Below are 22,119 nucleotides of genomic sequence, written 5' to 3' on the forward strand. Positions count from 1 at the left end.
GCGCCGCACACCCGGCGACCACGGTCGCCGGGTGTGGCAGGCTGATCACCTCCAGACCCGATCCCCGAGGGAGCACGCATGCCCACCGAGGTTGGCGCCGAGGCGCCCGACTTCCTGCTCAAGGACCAGAACAACCAGGAGGTCCGGCTCTCCGACTTCCGCGGTCGCAAGACCGTGCTGCTGGTCTTCTACCCGCTCGCCTTCACCGGCATCTGCCAGGGCGAGCTGTGCGAGGTGCGGGACAACCTCAACGAGTACGTGAACGACGACGTCCAGGTGCTGACCGTCAGCGTCGACTCCGTGTACGCCCACAAGATCTGGGCCGACCGGGAGGGCTACCAGTTCCCGCTGCTGGCCGACTTCTGGCCGCACGGCGCTGTCGCGCAGGCGTACGGCGTCTTCAACGACGTCGCCGGCATCGCCAACCGGGGCACCTTCGTCATCGACAAGGCCGGCGTGGTCCGGTTCGCCGAGATGAACATGCCCGGCGAGGCGCGCGACCAGCAGGGCTGGCGCAAGGCGCTGGCCGAGGCCGTCGCCGCCTGAGTCCCACACCCCAGGCACGTCGTTGCGCGGGGCCGGAGGCGGGCAGGTAAGCTGTCCGCTCCGGCCCGCCGTACGGGGCGTTCCGGGCGCGTAGCTCAGTGGGAGAGCACTCGCCTTACAAGCGAGGGGTCGCAGGTTCGAAACCTGCCGCGCCCACCCTCCACCACCAGCGGAACCGCCCCGGGAAGATCATTCCTTGGGACGGTGACAGCAACGCTGACAGCAACAGGGTCTATGAGAGACGCCCGTCGAGCTTGCCGAGCGCCTGACGCATGGCGTCGAGGTTGGCATGCGAGTAGACCTTCAGCGTGATCTTCACATCAGCGTGCCGGGCGATGGCCTGGACGACGTGCGGCGGGACGCCCAACTCCATCAGCAGCGAGACGACGGTGTGCCGCAGGTCGTGCAGCCGGATGTCCGGGCAGCCGGCTTTCTCTCGGAGGCCGGCGAAGTGTCGGTTGAGGTTGCGCGGCTCCATCGGGGTACCGACCTCGGAGGGGAACACCAGACCGTAATCCTGCCAGACCTCGGCGAGGCGGTCGCGTTCCCGGCGCTGGCGCTCCTGGTGGTCGAGCAGCGCCAGCCAGGTCCAGTCGGGGAGCGGGAGGATGCTGTCCGAGTCCTCGGTCTTGGTGTCCTGTAGGCGCAGTTCGCCGCCGGCACGTTGCACCGTCTGCCCGATGGTGGCGGTGCCGTTGTCGAGGTCAAGGTCCGACCAGCGGAGCCCGAGCAGTTCTCCCCGCCGCAGTCCGAGAGTCGCGGCCACCACGTACAGCGCGTGGAGCCGGTGCCCCTCCGTGGCGGCGAGGAGCCTCCGGACCTGCTCGACCGACAGGCCCTTACCGACTCGGTAGCGGGGCGACGGTACGCGGACCAGCTTGGCGACGTTGCGCGACACCAACTCTTCCCGCATGGCGTGTTGCAGGGCGTTGCGCAGCACTGCATGCACGAATTGGATCTGCCGAGCGCTCGGGTAGCGCTGGCAGCAGCGGCCAACCGAGCAGCAGCGCCGATCCGGCCGACGACTGGTGTCGAGGCCAGCCGTGCAGCAGAGGCACTTGCGGCGGAAGTGGTCCATGAACGCCTTGACGTGTTGGACTTGGAGGCCGTCGAGTCGCTTGGTGCCGAGTGCCGGGATCAGGTGTAGCCGGACGGCGCTTTCGTAGCCGCGTGCGGTGGTGGGTTTGAGGTCGGTGACGTAGGCGGCGAGCCAGTAGGGCAGGTAGTCGGCGAGTTTCCAGGCTCGGTCGGGCACGGGTATGCCGCGTTGGGATCGGGACTTCAGTTCGACGAGTTTGGCGTGGGCTTCTTCCCAGGTGGCTCCGTAGACGAACTTGCGTTTGCGGGTGCCGTCGGTGGTGAGGACGTATGCCTGTCCGACCCAGCGGCCGTCGCTGGCGCGTTGGTAGATGGAGCCTTCCCCGTTGGGGTTGCGGCGGGCGGGTTGGCGGGGCGTGGGTTGTCTGGGCATCAGGCGGCTTCCTCGGTGAGTGTGGTGATGACTTCGTCGATGGCGGCGGCGGGGATGAGGCGGCGGCTGCCGACCTTGAAGGAGCGCAGCCGGCCGGAGCGGATGAGGTCGTAGACGAGCGAGCGGCCGATGCCGAGCGCTCGGGCGGCTTCCTCGACGCGCAGCACGCGAGGAGTGATCGGAGTCGGGGTGTCCAACGGGTGGCCTTCCTCGTGTGCCGGGCGGTGGTCACGCGGCGACCGGCGCGACGCCAGCCGGGGCGGAGAGTTCGTGGGCGAGTTCTTCGCGGCCGGTGGTTCGTCGCTCGCGCGCCATGGCGGCGGCGGTGTTGGCGAGCAGTGCGTCACCGGTGGTGTGCCAGCCGACTCCGGCGAAGGTGAGGGTGCCGACGATGAGCGTGGTGTCCTCGTCGACGTGGTCGACGGGTGGGCCGCTGGCGGCGGTGTGTTCGTGGTCCTGGTGCTCGTGTCGCCGGTAGGCGATGCGGGTGTCGCGCAGGAGCCGGAAGGTCACGGAGTAGCGGCGGGCTTTGGTGAGGAAGTGGCCGCCGTAGCCGAGCATGTGCGCCCACCGCCGCAGCCGGGCGTACGGGTTGGCCGTCGCCGGTTTCGTCGGTTCGGTGTCAAGGGCGGCTTGACGCGCGGCAGTGCAGGCGGGGCAGGCGGCGTAGCGGGTGTGGGTGCCGCAGTCGGGGCACTCCCAGCGGTCGACGAAGCCGGGCCGTGGCCGGGGTTCCCGGGGCCGTTGGGAGAGTGGGGCCGGGGTGTGGACCGGTCGGCCGATGCGCCAGCAGGCGTCGATGAGGCGGGCGGTGTGGTCGCCGTCGGGGTCGGCGTAGTCCCCGATCGAATCGGCGGTCAGGCGGGTGCTGGTGTGCCCGGTGGCCTCGGTGCTTTTGGTGGCGTACTTGGCAAGGTAGCCCGCGACCATCCCATCGGTGACCTCGCCCGAGCCGTCGGTGGCAATCGGTTCCAGGTCGACCTGCTCGCCCCAGGCGATCGGCCAGCCCTCGGGCCGGTCCGGGTGGGGCGGGGTGTGGAAGGCGATCTGTCGGGCGGCGTGTCGGAGCGCGTCGACGAGGTCGTCGACGGTGAACCCGGCCGGTGGGGGCACGATCGCTTGCGGGTCGGTGGGGTCGACGCCGTCGAGGCGGGCGATGGCGTGGAAGTGCACCGCTCCCCGCGCCTGGAGTTCGGCGACCTTCCCGGGTGACAGCCGGACCGGCGGGACTTTGCGGGTCTTGCCCGAGGCGGTGGGGATCTCGACGCGGGGGATGCCGCGGCGTTGGGCGAGTTTGGCGAGCCAGCGTTCGGCGGCTTGTTTGGTGCGGTGCCAGAGTTCGCCGGAGAAGATGTTCCAGACGACCTGGTGGTCGTGGTCGTAGCAGTCCAGGCACAGCGGATGCCCGAGCACCGCGTCACCTTGCTCGTGCCTCGCCCAGCAGACGGCGGGTCGGTCGTGGGGGCAGAGTCCGGTGTCGCGGCGGGCGTGGCAGGGCTCGGCGCGGCAGTCGCAGCGTCGTCGGTTGCGGCAGGTGTGCCGCTTCACCTTCCGGGCGTGGACGGTGCCGAACGACGGTGCGGTGAAGGTGGCGAACACCGCCGGATGCGATGCCACCGATTCCGGTACGCCTTTGCCGCCGACCAGGCCCGCGCGGAGGAGCTGGAAGGCGTCGCGTTGGTAGGTCTGGGCGCAGGCGGGGCAGACCGTGGCGCGGCGGTTGCCGCAGGCGGTGTAGATCGCGGCATCAGGCATGGCGTCGGTGTGCCGGGAGTCCAGGACCCGACCGGTGGTGGTGTCGACGGTGTGGAGGCTGCCGGACAGGCGGATGGGGCGGGTGCAGCCGGCGGCGGCGCGGACGTGTTCGAGCCAGCCGTAGTAGTCCGGGCGGGCGGCACGTTGGAACGCGGCTCCGGCGGCGGTGTAGCCGTAGACGATGGTGTCGGCGTTCGAGCCCACCCCCCGGGCCGAGGCTCGGGGGGTGAGGTCCAGCGTCGAGGCCATCAGGCGGCGTCCTTGGCGGGACGCATGTGCTCAGGGCCGTGGTAGCCGACGACGGTGTCGGTGATGGTCCGTTCCACGACGGTGATGCGGCAGGCGCTGCACTGGCGTTTGGTCGGTTCGTGCTGGCCGCAGCGGATCTGGGTGACGGTGGTGCCGCAGCGGATGGTGACCGGGTTGCGGCAGGGCCCGCCGTCGACGACGTCGATGACGGTCCGGCGGGTGTCGTAGGGGTGAGGCTCCGGCTCGGCCGGGCAGGTGTGCACGAGCTGCACGACGTCGACGGTGTGGATGCTCATCGGGCACCACCGCCGATAGTGGCCAACAGTTGGCCGGCGACGGGTGGGGTGACGTCGAGGCGGTCGGCCAGCTCTGCCGGGGTGATGGGTTGGCCGTTGGCCTGTTCGTGCTGCACGGCGGCGAAGCGGGCCATGGGCAGCAGGTGGGTGGGGACGTCGACCTGTTCCGGTGCCGGCGTGGTGACGGGTTCCGGCTCGACGGCCGGGGTGGGCGTGATGGCAGCCGGCGGCTCCGGCTCGGTGGTGACCTGCTCGGCCACCTGGACGTGGATGGGTTCGACCGGGGTAGCCGGCGGTGTGGTGGGCTGCTCCGGCGCAGGTGCCGGGGCGAGGACGAGTTTGACCAGGGCCATGAACGCAAGCGCGGGGACGGCGGACAGCAGCCACCCGGAGATGCCCGGCTTGGCGACCGCCAACTGGGCGGCGAGGGAGAGGCTGGCGGCGGCGATGAGCAGGAACAGCGGGTAGCCGATGGATGCGCCGCTGCGGCGGCGTCGGCGGATGGTCAGCAGACAGGCGATAGGAACCAGTTCGGAGATGACGGCGTTGGCCCAGCCGAACCACGCACCCGTCCCGTCAGGGGAGTTGGCGAGGGTCCAGTCTTTGACGTGGGTGAAGGAGGCGGCACCGGCGAAGCCGGCGACGGCGATGAGGATGAGGACCAGGACGAGGCCCTCGATACGGCCGCCCTGTTTAGTGGTGGTGGTCATCAGTGGCCTCCGTGGCAGTCGAGGCAGCAGCCGTAGCGGCGGGGGATGTAGTAGGGCTTCACCTGGCCGCAATAGCGGCAGGTGCGCCGGGCGAGCAGGGCTTTGGCGATGGCCTCCCGCTGCGCGGGGGTGGCGATGCGTTTGGGCTTGGCCCAGTCGAGGCGGTAGAGGTAGGCGACGCGCTTACCGCGACGCCAGAGGATCTGCGCGACCGCGTCGTGTCCTCCCGGTCGGAGGCCGGCGGCGCGGAGCTGTCGGCGGGTGGCCAGCCCGTCGGGGGCGAGCCGGTAGGGGTAGGTGGGGAATTCGTCGGCGGGGTTGGCCGGGTCGTAGGTGTAGGTGGTCATGGCCGGTCTCCCCAGCGCTGCTGGGCGGCTTGGCGGGAGATGCCGAGCCGGGAGCCGATTTCGGCCCAGGAGTAGCCGAACTGGCGTAGGCCGATGACGGCGTCGGTGATGGCCTGGTCGAGGTCGGTGGAGAGGGTGACGAGGTCGCGCAGGGCTTCGACGTCGCCGTCAGCGACGCGGCGGCCGTGGGCGCGGATGATGCGCCGGGCGAAGGCGGCGAAGGCGTCGTTCTCGACGACGTCCCGACGCCGCTGCTGCCGGGGCAGATGCGGTGTCAAGGTCTTCTTGACGGTGTTCATCGCGTCTGGCCTCCGTGGGTGTGGAGGCGGTCCCACTCGTCGGCAGCCGCCTGGAGGGCGGTGATGACTTGCTCGGCGGTGCGGGCGGGGTCGTCGTTCCAGGAGTAGGGGGAGGTGTGCTCGTCGAGCAGGTAGCCGTCTTCGTCGATGTGGAAGACCGGGGCGTGGTCGTCGAGGTAGACGGTGAGGACACCGACGGTCTGGCGGAAGGTGACCTGGGTGTCGGGGTCGAGGCCGTAGAAGTGTTCGACCCGGCGGCCGGTGCAGGCCATGCCGATGGCCCCGACGACGCAGGCCGGCGGGGTCGGGTTGTCGGTGTTGTGGGGGTAGTAGGTGCCCTGGTGCCAGCCGTGCCGGCGGAGGTAGAGGGCAGCCATCCGCAGCAGGTCAGCGGGCGTGACCTGAACTCCGGTGGTCGGGTTGTGGGTAGCCTTCATGGCAGCCACGTCCTTTCGGGGCTGTTGGTGGAGGTCGGCAGGACCAGATCTGCTGCCAGGCGGTGTCCTGGTCCTGTCGGCCGATTTATCGGGTGCGTAGCCGCAGGTAGCGGCGTTGGCGGGTGTCGCCACCACCCATTGCTTGGGGTGGGCCGAGGTAGACGAGTCGGCCGCTGGCCGAGGCGACCTGGACCATCGAGGCGATCTCGCCCGGTTGGGCGACGATCCAGATCTCGACGTACTGGGCGGCGCGCTGTTGGTTGGCCTTGGCGTAGGTGTGCTGGCGGGTGGTCATGCCGCCACCTCGAAATCGGTCCGGGTCAGGTCCGGGATCAGGGCCGGTAACCGGCGGGGCCGACGAATCCAGGCCGCGTAGTCCGCGATCCCGGCGATCTGCGAGTCGGTGAGGTAGGCGACCTTGATGCGCTTGGGGGTGCCGCCTTCGGCGATGAGGTAGGCCGCGCCCTGGTTGGTGGGGGCGATGTCGGTGGCGGTGTAGCCCTGCTCGGCCCAGCCGTGCCCGAGCACGATGTTGGAGGTGTTCGGCGTGGTGCACCGGAACGCGGCCCGGTAGCCGAACAGATCCCGCAGCGAGGTGGGGATGATGTCGAACGACGGCCGCTGAGTCGCGGCAACCACCGGGATACCAGCAGCACGGCCACGGGCGACCAGGTCACGCAGGAGAGCCACGAACTCTTCCTGCTCCTGCTTGGAGCCGACTGTCGCGCTGTAGTAGGCGATTTCGTCGACGAGGACGGTGATGACGGACAGGCCGTCGGCGGCGGTGAGCTTGCGGCGGCCGTGGGCGCGCAGCCAGGCGTAGCGGTTGTTCATCACCAGTTGGAGGCGGCGGAGGATGTCGAGGGCGGCGGTGATGTCGGGGCCGATGAACGCGTCGGCGCAGTCTTCCCACTGGCCGAGTTCGACGAGTTTGCCGTCCAGCAGCACCAGGCGGCTGTCGACGGACAGGGCGGCGTGGGCGGCGATCGTGTTGAGCAGACCGGATTTGCCTCCGCCGGGTTCGCCTCCGGCCAGGAGGTTGCGGTAGGCGAGGGTGATGTAGACCGGGTGACCGAACTCGTCGATGCCGACGAAGATGGGGTCGAACATCGACAGGCCAGGCCCCACCGGAACCCCGGTATCCGGGGCGGTTGTGGTGGTCATGGGTTGCCCTCCTTGGGCGAGGTGTGGACGCGGAGAGCCACACGAACGAACCCCGCAGGGCTCTCCGCGACCGGGTTGGGTGAAGGTCAGATCCAGTCGGAGACGTCGTCGACGTCGCTGGCGGTGGAAGCCGCGGGCTTGCTGCCGTTGGCGGTCGTGGCCGGTTTCTTGCCGGCCGGCTTGCCCTGCTGGGTGGGCAGGGTGACGGTGGGCATGTCGACGTCGGGCAGGTCCAGGGCGGTCGGCACGGTGGCCGGGATCCGCTCGGTTGCCGGGGTGTCGGGGTCGATGACGTCGACGAGCGGGGAGCCGACCTGCGCGGTCAGCACCTCGCGGCGCTTGATGTCGAACCGCAGGTAGGCGGCGTTACGGTCGGAAGCCCGCTCGATCAGAGCGGTGGAGGCGTGGCAGGCCACGGCGATGCGGTCGAGGCGGCCTTCCAGGTCGGCCAGGGACAGGCCGGGGCGCAGGTAGACCCAGACCCGTTCGCCGACGGGCGTGGGCTTGGCCCAGAGGATGAGCGGCAGGCTGCCGGACTGGTTGGCGATGATGAACTGCGCGAAGCACACGCGCAGCCGGTGCCTGACGATCAGGCACCACGTCCAGGCGACTACGAACCGGCGAGAGGCCGGCAGGGCGGCGGGGACGCCCACGAGCAGGGCGACCACGACGAGCGTGACCAGGGTCGGGGTGTGGTTGGCCAACTGCACCCAGGCAGCACCGACAACCGTGGTGATCCCGATTTCCGGGGTCCACCACCACAGCAGTCGCAGCACCGGCCAGACCCTGACGAGCAGCCAGGCCAGGCCGCCAAGCGGGACCCCGATCAGCGCGCCGACGAAAACGGCGAGGATGGGGTGGATGTAGGAAGCGGCCACCACGGCCGACAGAAGGCCGACGATGACCGCCGTGAGGATGAACGCCAACCGGGCGTTGCGTGCCGAGGAACGGTGGACCTTGGCCTCGATCACGGTGATGGTGCCGCTGGACTTCCGTCCGAAGGAGCGGCGAGGGCTAGACTTGGACACGACGAGTCCTCCCATACGTGGGTGGATGAGTTGGAGGGCACGGGGTCGGGTGATGTAGGAGTCAGACCGACCCCGCGCCGCTTGCTTTCGATCAGTCCTGGCGGTTGACGATCCAGGCGGCCGGCAGATGGCCACCGTTGGACAACCAGGTGTCGAGCGCTTCCACGCGCTCGATCAGGCGAATGGTGTCGAGCCCACCGAACCCTTCCGGGCTGTCCTGGCGGGCGAGCAGTTCCCGAATTTCCGTCAGTGTGGTGTCGGGGTCCATAGGTGCCTCCAAGCGGTGGGAGGACACGGGGCCGGCAGACATCAACGTCAGTACCGACCCCGCGCCAGAGGAGACGAGGCGAATCGCCTCGCATTGATCAGCAGGCCGGGAATGTAGGAGTCAGAACCACTCCCGAATGCCTTCGGTTGATCTTCAGCGGACCTTTAGGCCGCTTCACGCGCGGGTGCGCGTCAGACACCAGAAGCTCACGCAGCACAGGTGGAACGAGGGACTCACTTCGCCGAGGTGCCAGCCTTCGGCTTCAGCGTGATCGCACGGAACGCGACGCCGTTACGCCCGTTGGTCGCCCACGGAATAGCCTCCAACTGCTCGACAGCGACGAGCTGCCCCACCGTCACGCTCGGCTTCTCACCCGCCGTGGTGATGGTGATGATCTCGCCGCCAGTCTCGTCGAGCACGAAGACCTGGGTCGACCACATGAGCCGGCCAGTGTTCTTCTCCGACCGCTGATTGCCGTTCTGGTCGTTCTTCGGCTCCGGGTCCTTCGTCACCTGGACCTGCTTGCTCGCGGTGTCCACGTACAGCTTCACAACAAACCTCCGAGTGTCGTTGAGCGCGTCCCCTATGGACGAGTGCTCGGTGCTGCACCCAAGGTAGGGCCAGGTTATGGGCCGAACCCGGAATACTTTTCCGGGGGACCAAGGCCGTCGCCATGAGACACTGGACCCATGCGAGGAATCGGTCAGGATCTAACGGTCGGCGAACGAATCGCGTGGTATCGCCGCCGTCGGGGCATGTCGCAAGAAGTGCTGGCGGGCATCGTCGGGCGCACTGTCGACTGGCTGAGTAAGGTCGAGAACAACCGAATTGATCTCGATCGGTTGTCCGTCATCCGCTCGGTAGCTGGTGCGTTGGACGTCAGCATCGGCGATCTCGTCGGGGAGCCTGCCCTCCTTGATTGGAACGCCGACAGCGGGACGAAGACCGTCTCTGCTCTGCGGGATGCCCTGCTGAACTACCGGCAGCTCTCGCCGTTCATCCCGGGGCCCGTCGCGGAGGCACCTGACGTAGCCCAACTGCGTAGTGAAGTCACTCAGGTATGGGATGCGTACCAAGCCTCGCGGTACGGGTACGTCGTCGCGCGATTGCCGCAGACACTCGCAGCCGGACAGGCCGCGACCCAAACTCACGAGGGCGAAGACCAAGAGCAGTCGTTTGCACTGCTGGCGCTCACCTACCAGGCCTCCGCCGTCCTGCTCACGAAGCTCGGGGAGGCGGACCTCGCATGGATTGCCGCCGAGAGGGGCTTCACAGCGGCCCAACGGGGCGGCGATGTGGTTGTCATTGGGTCGCTCTTCCGCTCAGTCACTCACACGCTGCTCTCAACAGGCCGATACCGTGAGGCGAAGCAGCTCACCGCCGACGCAGCGGCGTACATGCAGCCGGGCTTGGCCGAGGCCACGCCGGAGTACCTGTCCGTCTATGGCACCTTGTTCCTGGCAGGTTCCGTGGCCGCAGCACGCGACGAGGACCGTGCCGCCGTCAGATCGTTCCTCAACGAAGCAGACGAAACTGCGCGGCGGCTTGGCCACGACGCGAACCACCTCTGGACCGCTTTCGGGCCAACCAACGTGGCTATCCACCGCGTGACAACCGCGATGGACCTGGATGACGTACAAGTCGCGATTGACCTCGGTCCCCGCATCGACACGACCGGCCTACCTGTCGAACGGCAGGCGCGGCATTCTCTTGAAACAGCGCGGGCGCTCAGCGCGTGGAACAGAACGGATGAGGCTATGGCGGTGGTGCTCGCTGCTGAGCAGAAGGCACCCGAGCAGATTCGCCACCACGCGATTAGCAGGCAGCTCGTCCAGAACTGGATGCGCCGCGGGCGAGGCCGACCCAGCTACCAACTCGCCAGCCTGGCACAGCGCGTGCACGTCACGGCCTAGATCCGTAGAGTCCGAGGATGTGACCAGCCAAGCCAGCAACGCGCGTCCGCAAGCCACTCCCAAGGTGGCGGCGGGCGCGCTGTTCATTGACGAGCAAGAGCGGCTGATGCTTGTCCGGCCGACCTACAAGTCACACTGGGACATCCCCGGCGGCTACGTCGAGGAAGGCGAGAGCCCGCTGTCGGCCTGCGGCAGAGAGGTCTACGAAGAACTGGGCCTCCGAGTTGCGATCGGCGCTCTCCTGACGGTCGACTGGGCTCCAAGGCCAGACGAAGGCGACAAGATGCTATTTGTCTTCGATGGCGGCACGCTCACGGGTGACCAGCTCGCCGCCGTCGCCTTCCGAGATGGCGAGATCGCAGAGTGGGCGTTCGTGGAGGACAACCAGCTTGACGAGCTGACCATCCCCAGACTCGCTCGACGGCTACGCGCGAGCATGCAGGCGCGGAAGCAGACCCGCACCGTCTACCTCGAAGAGGGCGTCTTGCCCCTCGCCAACTGAGCCACCGAGCGTCGCCCGTCAGCGCCATCGCACCGGGACGCGATCGTTCGAATGCAGTTCGATCCGACCGGCTGCCGTCGATGTGGTTCAAAGTTTCTGTACGTCTTCAAGGCGGCCCGCAACGGGCCGCACGCGCCGCCGCCTGGGCGCGCGTCCGTCGCTGCGCTGGCGCTCCGACTCCGGCCACGCAACACGCCCAGCGGCTGGCGCGGAGAGCGGGGAGCCGTGGGCCGCCGCAGACGGTAGCGCCGAGAATGGTTGAGGTTCGCGGCCGGCAGCCGGCCGCGCCGCCGCCCGAGCAGCGCGGCGTAGGAAAGGGCACGCCGGGTCTGCGCGGCGGGGTCGCGGCGGCGGCCCGGTCGCGGTCACTGCGCCTCCGGCGGGGGCGCAACGACTCCGGGATGGCCGGGGCTCCGCGGCGCGTTGCGGTCCGTGGGTGGTTGCGCAGGACCATCCCGCCAGCCGCCGACCCGGGCAAGCCGAGCAGACCACCGCCCGGCCCGCCAGCGTCCGTACGTGCGTCAAGCTCCGCTTGACGTGGCGGGCCGGGCGGCAGCCCGCTCCCCGGAGGGCGGGTCGGCGGCAGACGGGATGGCGGACTTCGATTAAGCTGGTCGGCGTGACTGGCGCAGAGATTGCAGCTGCCGGTAAGGCTGTCGAGATCATCGGCCGAAAAGCCCTCGACCAAGACAAAGAGACCCGAGATGAGCTGCTGCAGGCCGCTCAGGGGACCCCAGAGTTCAAGGCAGCAGCCCGTACGGCTGCAGCACGGATAGCAGTGAAGGAGCGCATCAAGCTCAAGCTCTATCAGCCGTTTGCGCGCATGATCGGCGTTAGTCAAGCGTACTTTGAGGACGTTTTCCCGGAAGAAATGGCGGCCAAGACGGCCCATATTCCGGACGAGCACCTGATCACGCCAGCGGCGAGCGTTGCCGTCCCGGCAATGCAGGGCTTGAGCTACAGCTTTGATGAGCCTGATCTGCGAGAGCTGTACTTAAACCTGCTCACCACTGCCACAGACGACCGCCGAACCGATGACGCTCACCCAGCCTTCGCCGAAGTAATCAAACAGCTAAGCGCCCGAGAGACGACGCTCCTTAATGCTGTACTGACGCAGGCAAGCGTGTCGATTGTCAAGCTGGTCAACACAAAAGAGGACGGTGGTCGTCAGAACGTAATAAAGCATCTCATGGGTATTCATGATGACGCCAATAGGCCTCTTGAGGTTCCTCAGGTGCCCTCGTGGGTCGACAACTGGAACCGGCTTGGCCTGGTCAATGTCAGCTATATGGAATGGTTTTCAGATGACAGGCGTTACGACTGGGTCACTGCCCGACCGGAGTACGTCCGAAGCAAGCAAGATCCGACGATCGAACACCTCGACATCGATAAAGGAACCCTGACGCGTACAGCGTTCGGGGAGAGGTTTTTCCGGGCCGTCTCTCCGCCCTCAACCATTGATGGCATCAGCACCAACTCCTGACACCGGGATGGCTTACGGTTGAGGCGTGACATGGTTGAGACTGATCAGGCGGATGCATCAGCATGGTTACTGACCGCAGCCAGTTTCAATAGGATCTCTTCAGCCGTGGTGACGTATTCCACCGCACGTGCCGGAGTCACAACCGCACCCTCCATGTGGAGTACTTCGTTTCCCACGTTCCTTAAGCTGTGAAGCACTTTTACGGTGCCCTCACTAACCAAGGCGCGGGAATGCACTGCCCCGATCATCTGGTAAATTCCCCAATGGGGGGGAGTTATGCCGTTGTTCTTGAGCGCACGAGCCAAACCATGCTCCAGCTTCTGCCTGGCGAGAACCACGGCAGCAGTTGGGTGCTGCTCCGCTAAAGCCAGAAGGTCTGCCAACCGACCTGGAGAAGTCTTAGGTGCCGGCTGTGGCGGCTCATCAGCCTTCTCGGCTGCCGCCTCGGATCGAGCCTCCTCCAGCGAGCCCCATTCGACTTCAACCGGTCCTACCTTGGCCCTTCGCAATGACCGACGCCGGGGATCGTGAATAGCGAGGTCTTTGATGGGCTTCCGGAAGACGATCACCAGAAAGACAACAACCATGGGCCACGCCAATGACGCCAGCAGCGTGGCAGTGATCTCGAAAGCCTTCACCCTGCGCAACTTAGTCGAGCGGCGCAAGCGCGGAACGTTCCTGTGGGGCACACAGGGGGCACAAGACACCGTGAAACGTCGTCAACCAGCGAACAACCATGAGAGCCCGAGACGCCGGGTGAGCAGGTACCGGACGGTGTCACCGCTGGCAGGGGGATCGCGGCTCTTAGTTCCGCTTCAACGTCTGACGGTTTCGCGCGACGAGAACCGGGGGCATACGTGTCAGACGGAGACCCAGCAGTACAGGCGTTCGTGACGTGCTGTCGCTAGACGTGCCAAGGCTGCCAGCTCGATCAGAATCTCTGCCAGGTCTGAGGGCTCTCCCTGCCCCCAGAACTCCTCGATCTGCGACCACGGCAACGCCACTCCACGCAGCTCGGCTTCCGACGCGGTAGCCAGCGCCGCCTGGACCTCATCCGTTAGCGAGACGACAAGTAGCTCGCCGTCATGACGAACAGCGACGGCGTGACCCCACCTCAGGTTCTCTGTTACCGAGTCGTAGTCGAGGCCGGTCAGCAACTCCTCCAGCTTCCCCAGCACCACGAAGGGCTCGATACCCTTCAGCTCGACAACCTCGGATCCGGTATCTGAGGCGGCACGCGGACCGCCAAGGACATCGATCACGGCGGCGGCTGCATCATCAGAGGCGGCCGAGAAGTAATCGCAGAGAAGTCCCACGGCATGATCATGGCAGTCGCGCCCCTCCGGTGCAGTCCCTGCTGCGCCCGATGCGTTTAGGGCTCATCTGTCGACAGCAACGGTGACAGCAACTGGCGCGAACGGAGCCACGCTCTCCCGAGCAGTGCTGGACAGGTGCCCGAGGCCAGGGACGCGGACGGACCCCACCGGTCGACGCGCCCAGAACTTACAAGCGAGGGGTCGCAGGTTCGAAACCTGCCGCGCCCACCTCCACGAGCAGCGAAACCGCCCCGAGAAGATCGTTCTTCGGGGCGGTGACAGCAACAGGGTCTATGACAGCCGTCCGTCCGAGCGCCTGACGCATCTCGTCGAGGTTGGCATGCGAGTAGACCTTCAGCGTGATCTTCACGTCGGCGTGCCGGGCGATGGCCTGGACGACGTGCGGCGGGACGCCCAACTCCATCAGCAGCGAGACGACGGTGTGCCGCAGGTCGTGCAGCCGGACCTCGGGGCCGTCGAGGCGTTTGGTGCCGAGTGCCGGGATCAGGTGTAGCCGGACGGCGCTTCATAGCCGCGTGCGATGGTGGGTTTGAGGTCGGGTGACGTAGGCGGCGAGCCAGTAGGGCAGGTACTCGGCGAGTTTCCAGGCTAGCCACCCTTGACCCACGTCAGCATCTCTCGCCAGTGGGCAGGAGACGGTGTGTTAGCGGCGTCCTCACCGATGCGGACCTCAGCGTCGGGCATCCGTGCGGCGATCAGTGGCGCGTCGGCAACAGCTCTGCCGGGGTCGTGTCGACCAGCCCAGACGAGGACGCGGCAGGGCACGTCTCGAAGGTGAAACCCTCCCACTTCGCCAACGCCTGCCGAGCATGGTCTGCATCGATCGGCACGTCGGTCAGCGTAGCGCCCTAGCGCTCGGCCGAGCGTCACGCACGTCCTGAGACTGATTCTGCCACGCAGGTCCCGAGACCGGACAATTGTCGGGTCTCAGGACCTCCGTGACAGATCAGTCCCGGGACGTCGGTGACACGTTCGGCTAGACGATCTTCGTCGGATGCGTGCTCGGTGGGTCCCTCATCGGTGCTGGACCTTTCCCTTGGGGTAGGGCCCAGCATCGGCCGTGCCAGCTACAACCGGCATGAGCCGACCGGGGGTTATGGGTATGGGAGCGCCGACGACGGCAGATGGAACCAGCAGCGCCGATAGCGCAACCGGCAGTGCCGGAGGGGGCGCCGGTGGACGCAGGCTGGGTGCATATCTGATGGACCGGCGCCCGCTGGCGATCCCCGCGTATCGGCGGCTGTGGGTCGCGTCGCTGATCGCTGCGGTGGGTGGTTCGTTCGGCGTGGTTGCCATTCCCACGCAACTGTTTACGTTGACCGGCTCGTCCGCGGCTGTGGGGGTCTCGGCGGCGGTGTCGCTGGTCGCGCTGGTGGTCTCGGCATTGTGGGGTGGTGCCCTCGCTGACGCGATGGACCGGCGTCGGCTGCTACTGGTCGCACATGGTTGCCTGGCGCTCGCGTACGCGGGGCTGTGGGTACAGGCGGCACTGGACCTGCGATCGGTACTGGTGCTGCTGGCACTGGTCGCTTGCCAAGGCCTCAGCTACGGAGCTGTCATGGCGGCGATGGGGGCGGTGGTGCCGCGAGTGGTGCCGGCGGATCTGTTGGCCGCCGCAAACGGATTAAGCTCGCTGGTCCGGTATACCGGGTCGATCGTGGGTCCGCTGCTGGCCGGGGTGTTGATCCCGGTGGTAGGACTTGGTGCGTTGTACCTGTTGGACACTCTGGCGCTGCTGCTCGTCATGTGGTCGGTGTTCCGGCTGCCCCGGCTCCCACCGCAACAACCCGTGCCTGCACCGGTGCTGGTGCCGCGCCCTGGGACGCCTTCCTCGGTTGGCGGGAGTCCGACGGCCCGCCGGCCGATGGTCTACCAACTGCTGGATGGCTTCCGCTATCTCTTCTCCCGGCCGCTGCTGGTGGCGCTGATCGGGGTGGATTTGGCCGCGATGGTGTTTGGGGCACCGTGGGCGCTCTACCCGGAGATGGCCCAGCGGGAGTTCGGCGGCGCGGCCGGAGGTGGTTTCGAGCTTGGCGTGCTCTACGCCAGCTACCCGGCAGGCGTGTTCGCGGTCGGGATGGTGTCGGGCGTGTTCACCCGTGCCCGGCGGCACGGTGTGCTGATGGTGTCCGCCGCTGCCGTCTGGGGTGTGACGGTCGTACTGCTGGGGCTGGCACCCCAGCTGTGGCTCGCCGCTGCGGCGCTTCTGGTCGGCGGCGGTGTGAACTTCGTGCTCAGCACGTTCCGTCGAGCCATCAGCCAGGCGAGTACCGACGACGCACTGCGCGGCAGGATCGAGGGCTCGATGATCGTCGTCACAATGGGCGGCCCACAAATCGGCAACCTATTGCACGGCGTAACCGGCGCGGCATGGGGACCGCGCTGGGCAATCTCAATGGGTGGGGTGCTGGCCATCCTCGCCGTGGCAGGCATCATCCGGGCGGTGCCGCAGCTGTGGCAGTACGACGCATCGCAGCGGGCCGAGCAGCCGTCCCGGTAACGCTGCGCTTGGGAATGTCGGCTAGTCACGATGTGTCGGTGGGCTGGTCGGGAACTGATTTAGGGGCCGCTCAAGGGCCAGAACTACGCCCCAAGGTGGGGTGCATCGGCTCACGTACTCGCGAGCACGGGGGAGCGGGTCCTGCCAGTACTGGTGCGGCATGCGGGAGTGGTGTCAGGAACTCCAGCCGCCCACGCCGCCGCTGCCGGTGTTGCTGCCGTCCGTACGATTCCGGTGGTCGTCGAGCCTGCGGCGGGCCTCTGCGGATGCCTGGAGGTTACGTACCTGGCGGCCGTCCACGCCTGCCTGCCGGCGACGGCGCAACAGTCCGGCGACAAGCACGGCCGCCGCGACGACGAGTATGAGGATCACCCAGCGCATGTCGACCTCCCGGGTCATCTGCCTGCCTCCAGTGTGCGCGGCCGGTCAAGGGCTCGCTTCCTCGTGGTCGTTGCAGCTCACGGGCCTGGCGGGAGCGTGGCTGGACGGCAATCTCTCACGCCGGATGGTCGCGCAGGAACGACTGCGCGGCTGCCCTCGTGGCCGCGATCGCCTTCTCCGTCTGGTCGTAAGCCGGGCCCCAACCGGCGTAGAGCTCGAGGAAGCGGTCCGCCACGGGCCGCAGCTCCGGCAACTGGGATTCGACCGCCTGGCAGTAGATCTCGTAGGCCAGGTCCTCGGCGTCGCCCTCTCCCGCGACGATGTCCGCCGCCGCCTGGCGCATGAGGTGCAGCCGAGCGTCACCCTCGTCCGGGACCGGCGAGCCGAGCTCGTCCATCGCCTGCCGGAACAGGTCGACGGACTCCCGCGGCTGACCCTTCGGCAAGCCGGCGAGCTCACGCAAGCTGGGCGAGTCGACGCCCCGGGCCAGCGCGTGCGCAGCCGCCATCGGCAGGTCGTCGCCGACCGGCTCGCCCATCACCAGCCGGACGGCGAGGTCGCGTAGTTGTTCCACGCCCGAGAGACTAGGTGGTGTGTGAACGCGGCTTCGGTCGTCGCCGTGCGGCGCAGCGGCGGGTCAGCGGATGCCCGCGGCGTAGAGGCGCCCTGACGACTGCCGCTACCGGCGGAGGCGGGCGTGGGCCTCGGCGTCGAGCAGGTCGTTGACCGCCAGCGCCGAGTTGATCAGGGCGAGGTGGCTGAACGCCTGCGGGTAGTTGCCGATCTGCTCGCCGGTGGAGGCGATCTCCTCGGCGTAGAGGCCGAGGTGGTTGCTGAAGGTGAACATCTTCTCCAGCGTGAGCCGGGCGTCGTCGAGCCGGCCGGAACGGGCCAGCGCCTCGACGTACCAGAACGTGCACATGTTGAACGTGCCCTCGTGGCCGGGCAGCCCGTCGGGGGAGTGCAGCGGGTCGTAGCGGTGGACCAGGCTGTCCGAGACCAGGTCCCGCTCGATCGACTCCAGCGTGGACAGCCACAGCGGGTCGCTGGGCGTGACGAAGCCGACCGCCGGCATGTAGAGCAGGGCGGCGTCGAGCACGTTCTCGTCGTACGCCTGCACGAAGCTGCCGCGTTCCCGGTGGAAACCGCGGGCCATGACCTGGTTGTAGATCCGGTTGCGCTGCTCGATCCAGCAGCTCATGTCCCCGGGCCGGCCGGTGCGGCTGGCCAGCCGGATGGCCCGGTCCAGCGCGACCCAGGACATCACCCGGCCGAACGTGTAGTTGCGGGGGTGGTGCCGGCTCTCCCAGATCCCGGCGTCGCGCTTGTCCCAGTTGTGGCAGAGCCAGTCGACCAGCCGCACGGTGCTCTTCCACACCTGGTGCGACACGCGGATGCCCTGCTCGTCGGCGAGGTGCATGGCGTAGAGCGCCTCGCCGTGGATGTCGAGCTGGAGCTGGTCGGCGGCGCCGTTGCCGATGCGCACGGGTTGGGAGCCCCGGTATCCCTCCAGGTGGTCGAGCACCTCCTCGTGCAGGTCCGAGGAGCCGTCCACCCGGTACATGATCTTCAGTGGGTCCTGCTGGTCGCCGGCTTCGCGGATGCGCTCGTCCAGCCAGTTCATGTACCGGCTTACCTCCTCGGTGAACCCGAGGCCGAGCAGCGCGTGCACCGAGAACGAGGTGTCGCGTACCCAGGTGTAGCGGTAGTCCCAGTTGCGGGCGCCGCCGACCAGCTCGGGCAGCGCGGCGGTCGGCGCGGCGATCATCGCGCCGGTCGGCGCGTACGTCATGAGCTTGAGCGTGATGGCCGACCGCTCGACCATCTCCCGCCAGCGTCCGGTGTAGCGGGAGCGTTCGACCCAGCGCCGCCAGTAGTTCCGGGTCCACTCGAACATGCCCTGGACCTCTTCCGGCGGGATGGTCCGGGGTTCCTCGCTGCTGGTCTCCAGGACCACCCCGCCGGTGTCGCCCTCCTTCAGCGTGCCGTACGCGATCAGGTCGCCGTTCTCCATGCGGATCTCGCCGGTCTGGGCCCAGAGTTGCCGCACCGGGTCGATCGGGTTGAAGGCGAGCGTCGCCGAAGGGCTGCGGAACAGGTAGCCGTTGCGGTGCCGCTCCACCTCGTGGCTCTCGCGGGCGTAGTCGAACCGGGGCCGGCACTCCACTCGGAACCGCATGCTCCCGCGCACCATGTTGACCATGCGGACCAGGCGGTGCGAGTCGGTGACCCGCTCGCCGGTGACCGGCATGAAGTCGATCACCTCGGCGACGCCGTCCGCGCTGATGAACCGGGTGATCAGTATCGGCGTGCCGGGCAGGTAGAGCTGCTTGGTGACGTACCGGACCTCGTGCGGGGCGATCTGGAAGAAGCCGCCCTTGTCCTTGTCCAGCAGCGCGGCGAAGATGCTCGGCGAGTCGAAGCGCGGCGCGCAGAACCAGTCGATCGTGCCGTCACAGGTCACCAGCGCGGCGGTCTGCAGGTCGCCGATGAGCCCGTGATCTTCGATCGCCGGATAGCCCTTCACATCGCCCCCCGGTTCCCGACTGCCCCTGCGCTTCAACCTAGGGGAAGAATTGTCAGGTTAGGGGTGATTCCTCGGCACCCGCTCTCGCGTCGCGCCACGCCTCGACCGCCCGCCGGGTCTCCTCCTGCACCAGGTCCGCGTTGATCATCGCCGCCCCGACTCGTCGGCCGGCAGGTACTCGCCCATCCCGCTCCGCGACCAGACTGCTGCCGGCCCCGACAGAACTGCAAAGTCTGTTGCTGATGTGGCAAACTTGCTGGCATGGACGGCGACCTCGATCAGGCCCTCGACGCGGTGGGCCCCCGGCTGCGCGCGCTGCGCCGCGAGCGGGAGACCACGCTCACCGACCTCTCCGCCGCCACCGGCATCTCGGTGAGCACGCTGTCCCGGCTGGAGTCGGGCGGCCGTAAGCCCACGCTGGAACTGCTGCTCCCGCTGGCCCGCGCGCACGGCGTGACGCTCGACGAACTGGTCGGCGCCCCACCGACCGGCGACCCACGCGTCCACCTGCGGCCGGTCGCCGCGCACGGGATGACCATGCTGCCGCTCACCCGCCGGTCCGGCGGCATCCAGGCGTACAAGCTGATCATCCCGGCCGGCGGCCGGGCCGAGCCCGAGCCGAAGACCCACGAGGGGTACGAGTGGGTCTACGTGCTCAACGGGCGGCTGCGGCTCATGCTCGGCGAGCACGATCTGGTGCTCGAACCCGGTGAGGCGGCCGAGTTCGACACCCGCGTACCGCACTGGTTCGGCCGCGCCGACAGCGAGGCGGTGGAGTTCCTCAGCCTCTTCGGCAGCCAGGGCGAGCGCGCCCACCTGCGCGCCCGCCCTCGCGCGTCCCGCTGACTCACCCCACGAGCGCCGGGGCGTCGGCACGCTCCGCCGTGCGCGGGCGCGGCAGCGCGTACGCGAGCGCGACGGCGACCACCAGGAGCCCCGCGCCGATCGCGAACGCCAGGTGGAAGCCGCTGGTCAGAGCCGTGGCCCGGTCGTCGCCGAGCGCGACGCGGCCGGCCGTGCGGGCGGCGGCCAGCGTGGACAGCACCGCGACGCCGAACGCCATGCCGATCTGCTGCGTGGTGTTGAACAGCCCGGAGGCGAGGCCGGCGTCATCGGGGCGGGCGGCGGACATACCGAGCGAGGTCAGCGCCGGTAGCACCAGCCCGCCCCCGCCGGCCAGCAGCATCACCGGGAGCACGTCGGTCAGGTACCGGCCGTCCACCGGCACCCGGACCAGCAGCGCGAACATGGCCACCAGCAGGACCAGCCCGGCGGTCAGCACCGCCCGCTCGCCGAAGCGGGTGTTGAGCCGGGCCGAGACGCCGAGTGACACCGCGCCGATGAGCACGGCGGCCGGCAGCATCGCCAGGCCGGCGCCTGTGGCGTCGTAGCCGAGCACCTGCTGGAGGTAGAGCGTGATGAGCACCTGGAAGGCGAACATCGCGGCCATGGTGAGGATCTGGACCACGTTCGCCACGGCGACGCCACGCGAACGCAGGATGTGCAGCGGCATGAGCGGGCGGCGCGCGGTGGCCTGCCGGACCACGAACCCGGCGACGAGCGCGACGGCGAGCGCGCCGAGGCCGAGCGTGTGCGCCGACGTGGCGCCGTACCGCTCGATCGTGACCACCGTGTAGATGCCCAGCATGAGCCCGCCGGTGACCAGCACCGCGCCCGCCACGTCGGCCCCGGCCGCCAGGCCCAGGCCCCGGTCCGCGGGCAGCGTACGGGCCGCGAGCGCGATCGTGGCCAGGCCGATCGGCAGGTTGATCAGGAAGATCCAGTGCCAGCCCAGCGCGTCGGTGAGCAGGCCGCCGGCGACCTGGCCGATGGCCGCTCCGGCGGCGCCGGTGAAGGCGAACACGGCGAAGGCCCGCGCCCGCTCGGCGGCGTCGGGGAAGAGCGTGACCAGGATGCCGAGGCTCACCGCGACCGCCGCCGCGCTGCCGACACCCTGGAGGAAGCGGGCGGCGACGAGGGTGGCGGGGGATCCGGCCACGCCGGCCAGCACCGACGCGGCGGTGAACAGCGCGGTGCCGCCGAGGAACATCGTCCGGCGCCCGATCAGGTCGCCGAGCCGGCCGGCGAGCAGGAGCAGGCTGCCGAACGCGATCAGGTACGCGTTCACCACCCAGCTCAGGCCGGTCGGGGAGAAGTGCAGGTCGCGCTGGATGGCCGGCATCGCCACGGTGACGATGCTGCCGTCGAGGATGGTCATCAGGGCGCCGGTGGCGAGCACGCCGAGGGCGAGCCGCCGGGAGCGGGGAGCGGACATGGAGTCCTCCTGTCGAGAGGTGCGACAGGAGAGACCGTAACGGATAGTTCCGTTACGGACAATCTATTGGGGGATTATTGGCGGGCCCGGCGTGCCGGCTTGGGGCTCTGCACCGGCGTGGCCAGGTATCCGGCGGTCAGGCGTTCCAGCGCGCGCAGGAAGACCTTCCGCTCGTCGTCCGGCAGGCTCGCCAGCGCCTCGGCGTGCACCCGGTCGACGATCTCCTGGCTGCGCGCGGCCACCCGGGCGCCCTCCTCGGTGACCGCGATGATCCGCGCCCGCCGGTCGGTACGCGACGGACGCCGCTCTGCCAGGCCGGCCCGCTCCAGCGCGTCCACCGTCACCACCATCGTCGTCTTGTCCATGTCGCCCATCTCGGCGAGCTGGATCTGCGTACGCTCCTCGGGCAGCGCATGTGCGAGCACGCAGTGCATCCGGGCGGTCAGCCCGATCTCGGCGAGCGCCGCCGCCACCCGCGTACGCAACACGTGGCTGGTGTGGTCGAGGAGGTACGACAGGTCCGGGGTGCTCATCCGCCCAGCGTACCGATGCTTCCGTGCCGGACGATCCGGCTCGGACCCGGTCCGGACCCGGATACGATCTTGTGAGATGTCGTCGGTGAGAGGGGTTT

The 22,119-nt window shown here is 68.4% G+C and carries 27 protein-coding genes and 1 tRNA gene; 7 read left to right on the plus strand and 21 right to left on the minus strand.

What is annotated here, in order from left to right; translation table 11 throughout:
* Nucleotides 1-78: 78 nt before the first annotated feature.
* Both ACFYON_RS16270 and ACFYON_RS16275 read left to right on the plus strand, forming a co-directional pair.
* Nucleotides 79-546 carry a peroxiredoxin gene (locus tag ACFYON_RS16270; RefSeq protein ID WP_387320860.1) on the plus strand — a complete coding sequence of 156 codons (468 nt, stop codon included), beginning with the start codon at nt 79-81 and terminating at the stop codon, nt 544-546.
* Nucleotides 547-630: 84 nt separating this feature from the next.
* Nucleotides 631-702 (plus strand) — tRNA-Val (locus ACFYON_RS16275).
* Between the two features lie 76 nt (nt 703-778).
* On the opposite strand, the gene ACFYON_RS16280 is transcribed toward ACFYON_RS16275, so the two are convergent.
* From ACFYON_RS16280 to ACFYON_RS16340, 13 genes are all read right to left on the minus strand, one after another.
* Complete coding sequence (locus ACFYON_RS16280) at nt 779-2,017, minus strand: tyrosine-type recombinase/integrase (RefSeq protein WP_387320862.1); 1,239 nt, start codon at nt 2,015-2,017, stop codon at nt 779-781.
* Entirely contained in the window at nt 2,017-2,184 is a 168-nt protein-coding gene (locus ACFYON_RS16285; protein ID WP_225853851.1) for a helix-turn-helix domain-containing protein, read from the minus strand. The genes ACFYON_RS16280 and ACFYON_RS16285 overlap by 1 nt, the downstream gene beginning before the upstream one ends.
* Before the next feature lie 61 nt (nt 2,185-2,245).
* Complete coding sequence (locus ACFYON_RS16290) at nt 2,246-4,021, minus strand: replication initiator (protein ID WP_387320864.1); 1,776 nt, start codon at nt 4,019-4,021, stop codon at nt 2,246-2,248.
* On the minus strand, nt 4,021-4,317 hold the full coding sequence (locus tag ACFYON_RS16295; RefSeq protein ID WP_387320866.1) for a hypothetical protein: 297 nt from the start codon (nt 4,315-4,317) through the stop codon (nt 4,021-4,023). Before ACFYON_RS16295 ends, ACFYON_RS16290 begins: the two co-directional genes overlap by 1 nt.
* On the minus strand, nt 4,314-5,027 hold the full coding sequence (locus ACFYON_RS16300; RefSeq protein WP_387320868.1) for a hypothetical protein: 714 nt from the start codon (nt 5,025-5,027) through the stop codon (nt 4,314-4,316). Before ACFYON_RS16300 ends, ACFYON_RS16295 begins: the two co-directional genes overlap by 4 nt.
* On the minus strand, nt 5,027-5,374 hold the full coding sequence (locus tag ACFYON_RS16305; protein ID WP_387320870.1) for an RRQRL motif-containing zinc-binding protein: 348 nt from the start codon (nt 5,372-5,374) through the stop codon (nt 5,027-5,029). Before ACFYON_RS16305 ends, ACFYON_RS16300 begins: the two co-directional genes overlap by 1 nt.
* Entirely contained in the window at nt 5,371-5,673 is a 303-nt protein-coding gene (locus tag ACFYON_RS16310; protein ID WP_387320872.1) for a hypothetical protein, read from the minus strand. Before ACFYON_RS16310 ends, ACFYON_RS16305 begins: the two co-directional genes overlap by 4 nt.
* Entirely contained in the window at nt 5,670-6,110 is a 441-nt protein-coding gene (locus tag ACFYON_RS16315; protein WP_387320874.1) for a hypothetical protein, read from the minus strand. The genes ACFYON_RS16310 and ACFYON_RS16315 overlap by 4 nt, the downstream gene beginning before the upstream one ends.
* A gap of 85 nt (nt 6,111-6,195) precedes the next feature.
* Nucleotides 6,196-6,405 carry a hypothetical protein gene (locus tag ACFYON_RS16320; protein WP_387320876.1) on the minus strand — a complete coding sequence of 70 codons (210 nt, stop codon included), beginning with the start codon at nt 6,403-6,405 and terminating at the stop codon, nt 6,196-6,198.
* Nucleotides 6,402-7,274 carry an FtsK/SpoIIIE domain-containing protein gene (locus ACFYON_RS16325; RefSeq protein WP_387320878.1) on the minus strand — a complete coding sequence of 291 codons (873 nt, stop codon included), beginning with the start codon at nt 7,272-7,274 and terminating at the stop codon, nt 6,402-6,404. Before ACFYON_RS16325 ends, ACFYON_RS16320 begins: the two co-directional genes overlap by 4 nt.
* 86 nt (nt 7,275-7,360) lie before the next feature.
* Nucleotides 7,361-8,302 carry a hypothetical protein gene (locus tag ACFYON_RS16330; RefSeq protein ID WP_387320880.1) on the minus strand — a complete coding sequence of 314 codons (942 nt, stop codon included), beginning with the start codon at nt 8,300-8,302 and terminating at the stop codon, nt 7,361-7,363.
* Nucleotides 8,303-8,393: 91 nt separating this feature from the next.
* The gene (locus ACFYON_RS16335) at nt 8,394-8,570 is read right to left on the minus strand and encodes a hypothetical protein (RefSeq protein WP_387320882.1); all 177 of its coding nucleotides are present in this window, start codon (nt 8,568-8,570) and stop codon (nt 8,394-8,396) included.
* A 233-nt stretch (nt 8,571-8,803) separates the two neighbouring features.
* Complete coding sequence (locus ACFYON_RS16340) at nt 8,804-9,121, minus strand: hypothetical protein (protein WP_387320884.1); 318 nt, start codon at nt 9,119-9,121, stop codon at nt 8,804-8,806.
* Between the two features lie 138 nt (nt 9,122-9,259).
* Here ACFYON_RS16340 and ACFYON_RS16345 point away from each other — a divergent pair, with 138 nt between their 5' ends.
* The 3 genes from ACFYON_RS16345 to ACFYON_RS16355 all read left to right on the plus strand — a co-directional run bounded on the left by ACFYON_RS16345 (nt 9,260) and on the right by ACFYON_RS16355 (nt 12,468).
* On the plus strand, nt 9,260-10,483 hold the full coding sequence (locus ACFYON_RS16345) for a helix-turn-helix domain-containing protein (RefSeq protein WP_387320886.1): 1,224 nt from the start codon (nt 9,260-9,262) through the stop codon (nt 10,481-10,483).
* Nucleotides 10,484-10,502: 19 nt separating this feature from the next.
* Nucleotides 10,503-10,985: an NUDIX domain-containing protein gene (locus ACFYON_RS16350; RefSeq protein ID WP_387320888.1), complete on the plus strand. Its 483-nt coding sequence runs from the start codon at nt 10,503-10,505 to the stop codon at nt 10,983-10,985.
* Between the two features lie 619 nt (nt 10,986-11,604).
* On the plus strand, nt 11,605-12,468 hold the full coding sequence (locus ACFYON_RS16355) for a DUF4393 domain-containing protein (RefSeq protein WP_387320890.1): 864 nt from the start codon (nt 11,605-11,607) through the stop codon (nt 12,466-12,468).
* Nucleotides 12,469-12,512: 44 nt separating this feature from the next.
* Here the strand turns inward: ACFYON_RS16355 and ACFYON_RS16360 are convergent, their stop codons facing one another.
* The 3 genes from ACFYON_RS16360 to ACFYON_RS16370 form a co-directional block, all read right to left on the minus strand.
* Nucleotides 12,513-13,106 (minus strand): hypothetical protein, encoded by a 594-nt coding sequence (locus tag ACFYON_RS16360; protein ID WP_387320892.1) that lies wholly within the window; start codon nt 13,104-13,106, stop codon nt 12,513-12,515.
* 222 nt (nt 13,107-13,328) lie between these two features.
* Entirely contained in the window at nt 13,329-13,784 is a 456-nt protein-coding gene (locus tag ACFYON_RS16365; RefSeq protein ID WP_349878173.1) for a hypothetical protein, read from the minus strand.
* 187 nt (nt 13,785-13,971) lie between these two features.
* Nucleotides 13,972-14,292, minus strand: coding sequence for a tyrosine-type recombinase/integrase (locus tag ACFYON_RS16370; RefSeq protein WP_387320913.1), 321 nt, complete (start codon nt 14,290-14,292; stop codon nt 13,972-13,974).
* Between the two features lie 714 nt (nt 14,293-15,006).
* Here ACFYON_RS16370 and ACFYON_RS16375 point away from each other — a divergent pair.
* Entirely contained in the window at nt 15,007-16,305 is a 1,299-nt protein-coding gene (locus tag ACFYON_RS16375) for an MFS transporter (protein WP_387257663.1), read from the plus strand.
* Nucleotides 16,306-16,479: 174 nt separating this feature from the next.
* Here the strand turns inward: ACFYON_RS16375 and ACFYON_RS16380 are convergent, their stop codons facing one another.
* The 3 genes from ACFYON_RS16380 to ACFYON_RS16390 all read right to left on the minus strand — a co-directional run bounded on the left by ACFYON_RS16380 (nt 16,480) and on the right by ACFYON_RS16390 (nt 19,213).
* On the minus strand, nt 16,480-16,704 hold the full coding sequence (locus tag ACFYON_RS16380) for a hypothetical protein (RefSeq protein ID WP_354872241.1): 225 nt from the start codon (nt 16,702-16,704) through the stop codon (nt 16,480-16,482).
* Nucleotides 16,705-16,801: 97 nt separating this feature from the next.
* Complete coding sequence (locus ACFYON_RS16385; protein WP_354872239.1) at nt 16,802-17,260, minus strand: hypothetical protein; 459 nt, start codon at nt 17,258-17,260, stop codon at nt 16,802-16,804.
* 105 nt (nt 17,261-17,365) lie between these two features.
* On the minus strand, nt 17,366-19,213 hold the full coding sequence (locus ACFYON_RS16390; RefSeq protein ID WP_354872237.1) for a glycoside hydrolase family 15 protein: 1,848 nt from the start codon (nt 19,211-19,213) through the stop codon (nt 17,366-17,368).
* A 261-nt stretch (nt 19,214-19,474) separates the two neighbouring features.
* Here ACFYON_RS16390 and ACFYON_RS16395 point away from each other — a divergent pair, with 261 nt between their 5' ends.
* Complete coding sequence (locus tag ACFYON_RS16395) at nt 19,475-20,059, plus strand: XRE family transcriptional regulator (RefSeq protein ID WP_354872234.1); 585 nt, start codon at nt 19,475-19,477, stop codon at nt 20,057-20,059.
* A gap of 1 nt (nt 20,060) precedes the next feature.
* On the opposite strand, the gene ACFYON_RS16400 is transcribed toward ACFYON_RS16395, so the two are convergent.
* Together ACFYON_RS16400 and ACFYON_RS16405 are read right to left on the minus strand one after the other, a co-directional pair.
* Nucleotides 20,061-21,488: an MFS transporter gene (locus tag ACFYON_RS16400; protein ID WP_354872232.1), complete on the minus strand. Its 1,428-nt coding sequence runs from the start codon at nt 21,486-21,488 to the stop codon at nt 20,061-20,063.
* 74 nt (nt 21,489-21,562) lie between these two features.
* Nucleotides 21,563-22,021: a MarR family transcriptional regulator gene (locus ACFYON_RS16405; RefSeq protein ID WP_354872229.1), complete on the minus strand. Its 459-nt coding sequence runs from the start codon at nt 22,019-22,021 to the stop codon at nt 21,563-21,565.
* Between the last annotated feature and the right edge of the window lie 98 nt (nt 22,022-22,119).

Origin of the sequence: Micromonospora sp. NPDC005686, from assembly GCF_042871665.1 — a bacterium.
Lineage (GTDB): Bacteria > Actinomycetota > Actinomycetes > Mycobacteriales > Micromonosporaceae > Micromonospora.

Excerpts from the sequence above, each read along its gene's own strand:
- ACFYON_RS16270 (WP_387320860.1), top strand. The coding sequence starts at position 79 with ATGCCCACCGAGGTTGGCGCCGAGGCGCCCGACTTCCTGCTCAAGGAC.
- ACFYON_RS16280 (WP_387320862.1), bottom strand. The coding sequence starts at position 2,017 with ATGCCCAGACAACCCACGCCCCGCCAACCCGCCCGCCGCAACCCCAAC.
- ACFYON_RS16290 (WP_387320864.1), bottom strand. The coding sequence starts at position 4,021 with ATGGCCTCGACGCTGGACCTCACCCCCCGAGCCTCGGCCCGGGGGGTG.
- ACFYON_RS16295 (WP_387320866.1), bottom strand. The coding sequence starts at position 4,317 with ATGAGCATCCACACCGTCGACGTCGTGCAGCTCGTGCACACCTGCCCG.
- ACFYON_RS16300 (WP_387320868.1), bottom strand. The coding sequence starts at position 5,027 with ATGACCACCACCACTAAACAGGGCGGCCGTATCGAGGGCCTCGTCCTG.
- ACFYON_RS16305 (WP_387320870.1), bottom strand. The coding sequence starts at position 5,374 with ATGACCACCTACACCTACGACCCGGCCAACCCCGCCGACGAATTCCCC.
- ACFYON_RS16310 (WP_387320872.1), bottom strand. The coding sequence starts at position 5,673 with ATGAACACCGTCAAGAAGACCTTGACACCGCATCTGCCCCGGCAGCAG.
- ACFYON_RS16315 (WP_387320874.1), bottom strand. The coding sequence starts at position 6,110 with ATGAAGGCTACCCACAACCCGACCACCGGAGTTCAGGTCACGCCCGCT.
- ACFYON_RS16320 (WP_387320876.1), bottom strand. The coding sequence starts at position 6,405 with ATGACCACCCGCCAGCACACCTACGCCAAGGCCAACCAACAGCGCGCC.
- ACFYON_RS16325 (WP_387320878.1), bottom strand. The coding sequence starts at position 7,274 with ATGACCACCACAACCGCCCCGGATACCGGGGTTCCGGTGGGGCCTGGC.
- ACFYON_RS16335 (WP_387320882.1), bottom strand. The coding sequence starts at position 8,570 with ATGGACCCCGACACCACACTGACGGAAATTCGGGAACTGCTCGCCCGC.
- ACFYON_RS16345 (WP_387320886.1), top strand. The coding sequence starts at position 9,260 with ATGCGAGGAATCGGTCAGGATCTAACGGTCGGCGAACGAATCGCGTGG.
- ACFYON_RS16375 (WP_387257663.1), top strand. The coding sequence starts at position 15,007 with ATGGACCGGCGCCCGCTGGCGATCCCCGCGTATCGGCGGCTGTGGGTC.
- ACFYON_RS16380 (WP_354872241.1), bottom strand. The coding sequence starts at position 16,704 with ATGACCCGGGAGGTCGACATGCGCTGGGTGATCCTCATACTCGTCGTC.
- ACFYON_RS16395 (WP_354872234.1), top strand. The coding sequence starts at position 19,475 with ATGGACGGCGACCTCGATCAGGCCCTCGACGCGGTGGGCCCCCGGCTG.
- ACFYON_RS16400 (WP_354872232.1), bottom strand. The coding sequence starts at position 21,488 with ATGTCCGCTCCCCGCTCCCGGCGGCTCGCCCTCGGCGTGCTCGCCACC.
- ACFYON_RS16405 (WP_354872229.1), bottom strand. The coding sequence starts at position 22,021 with ATGAGCACCCCGGACCTGTCGTACCTCCTCGACCACACCAGCCACGTG.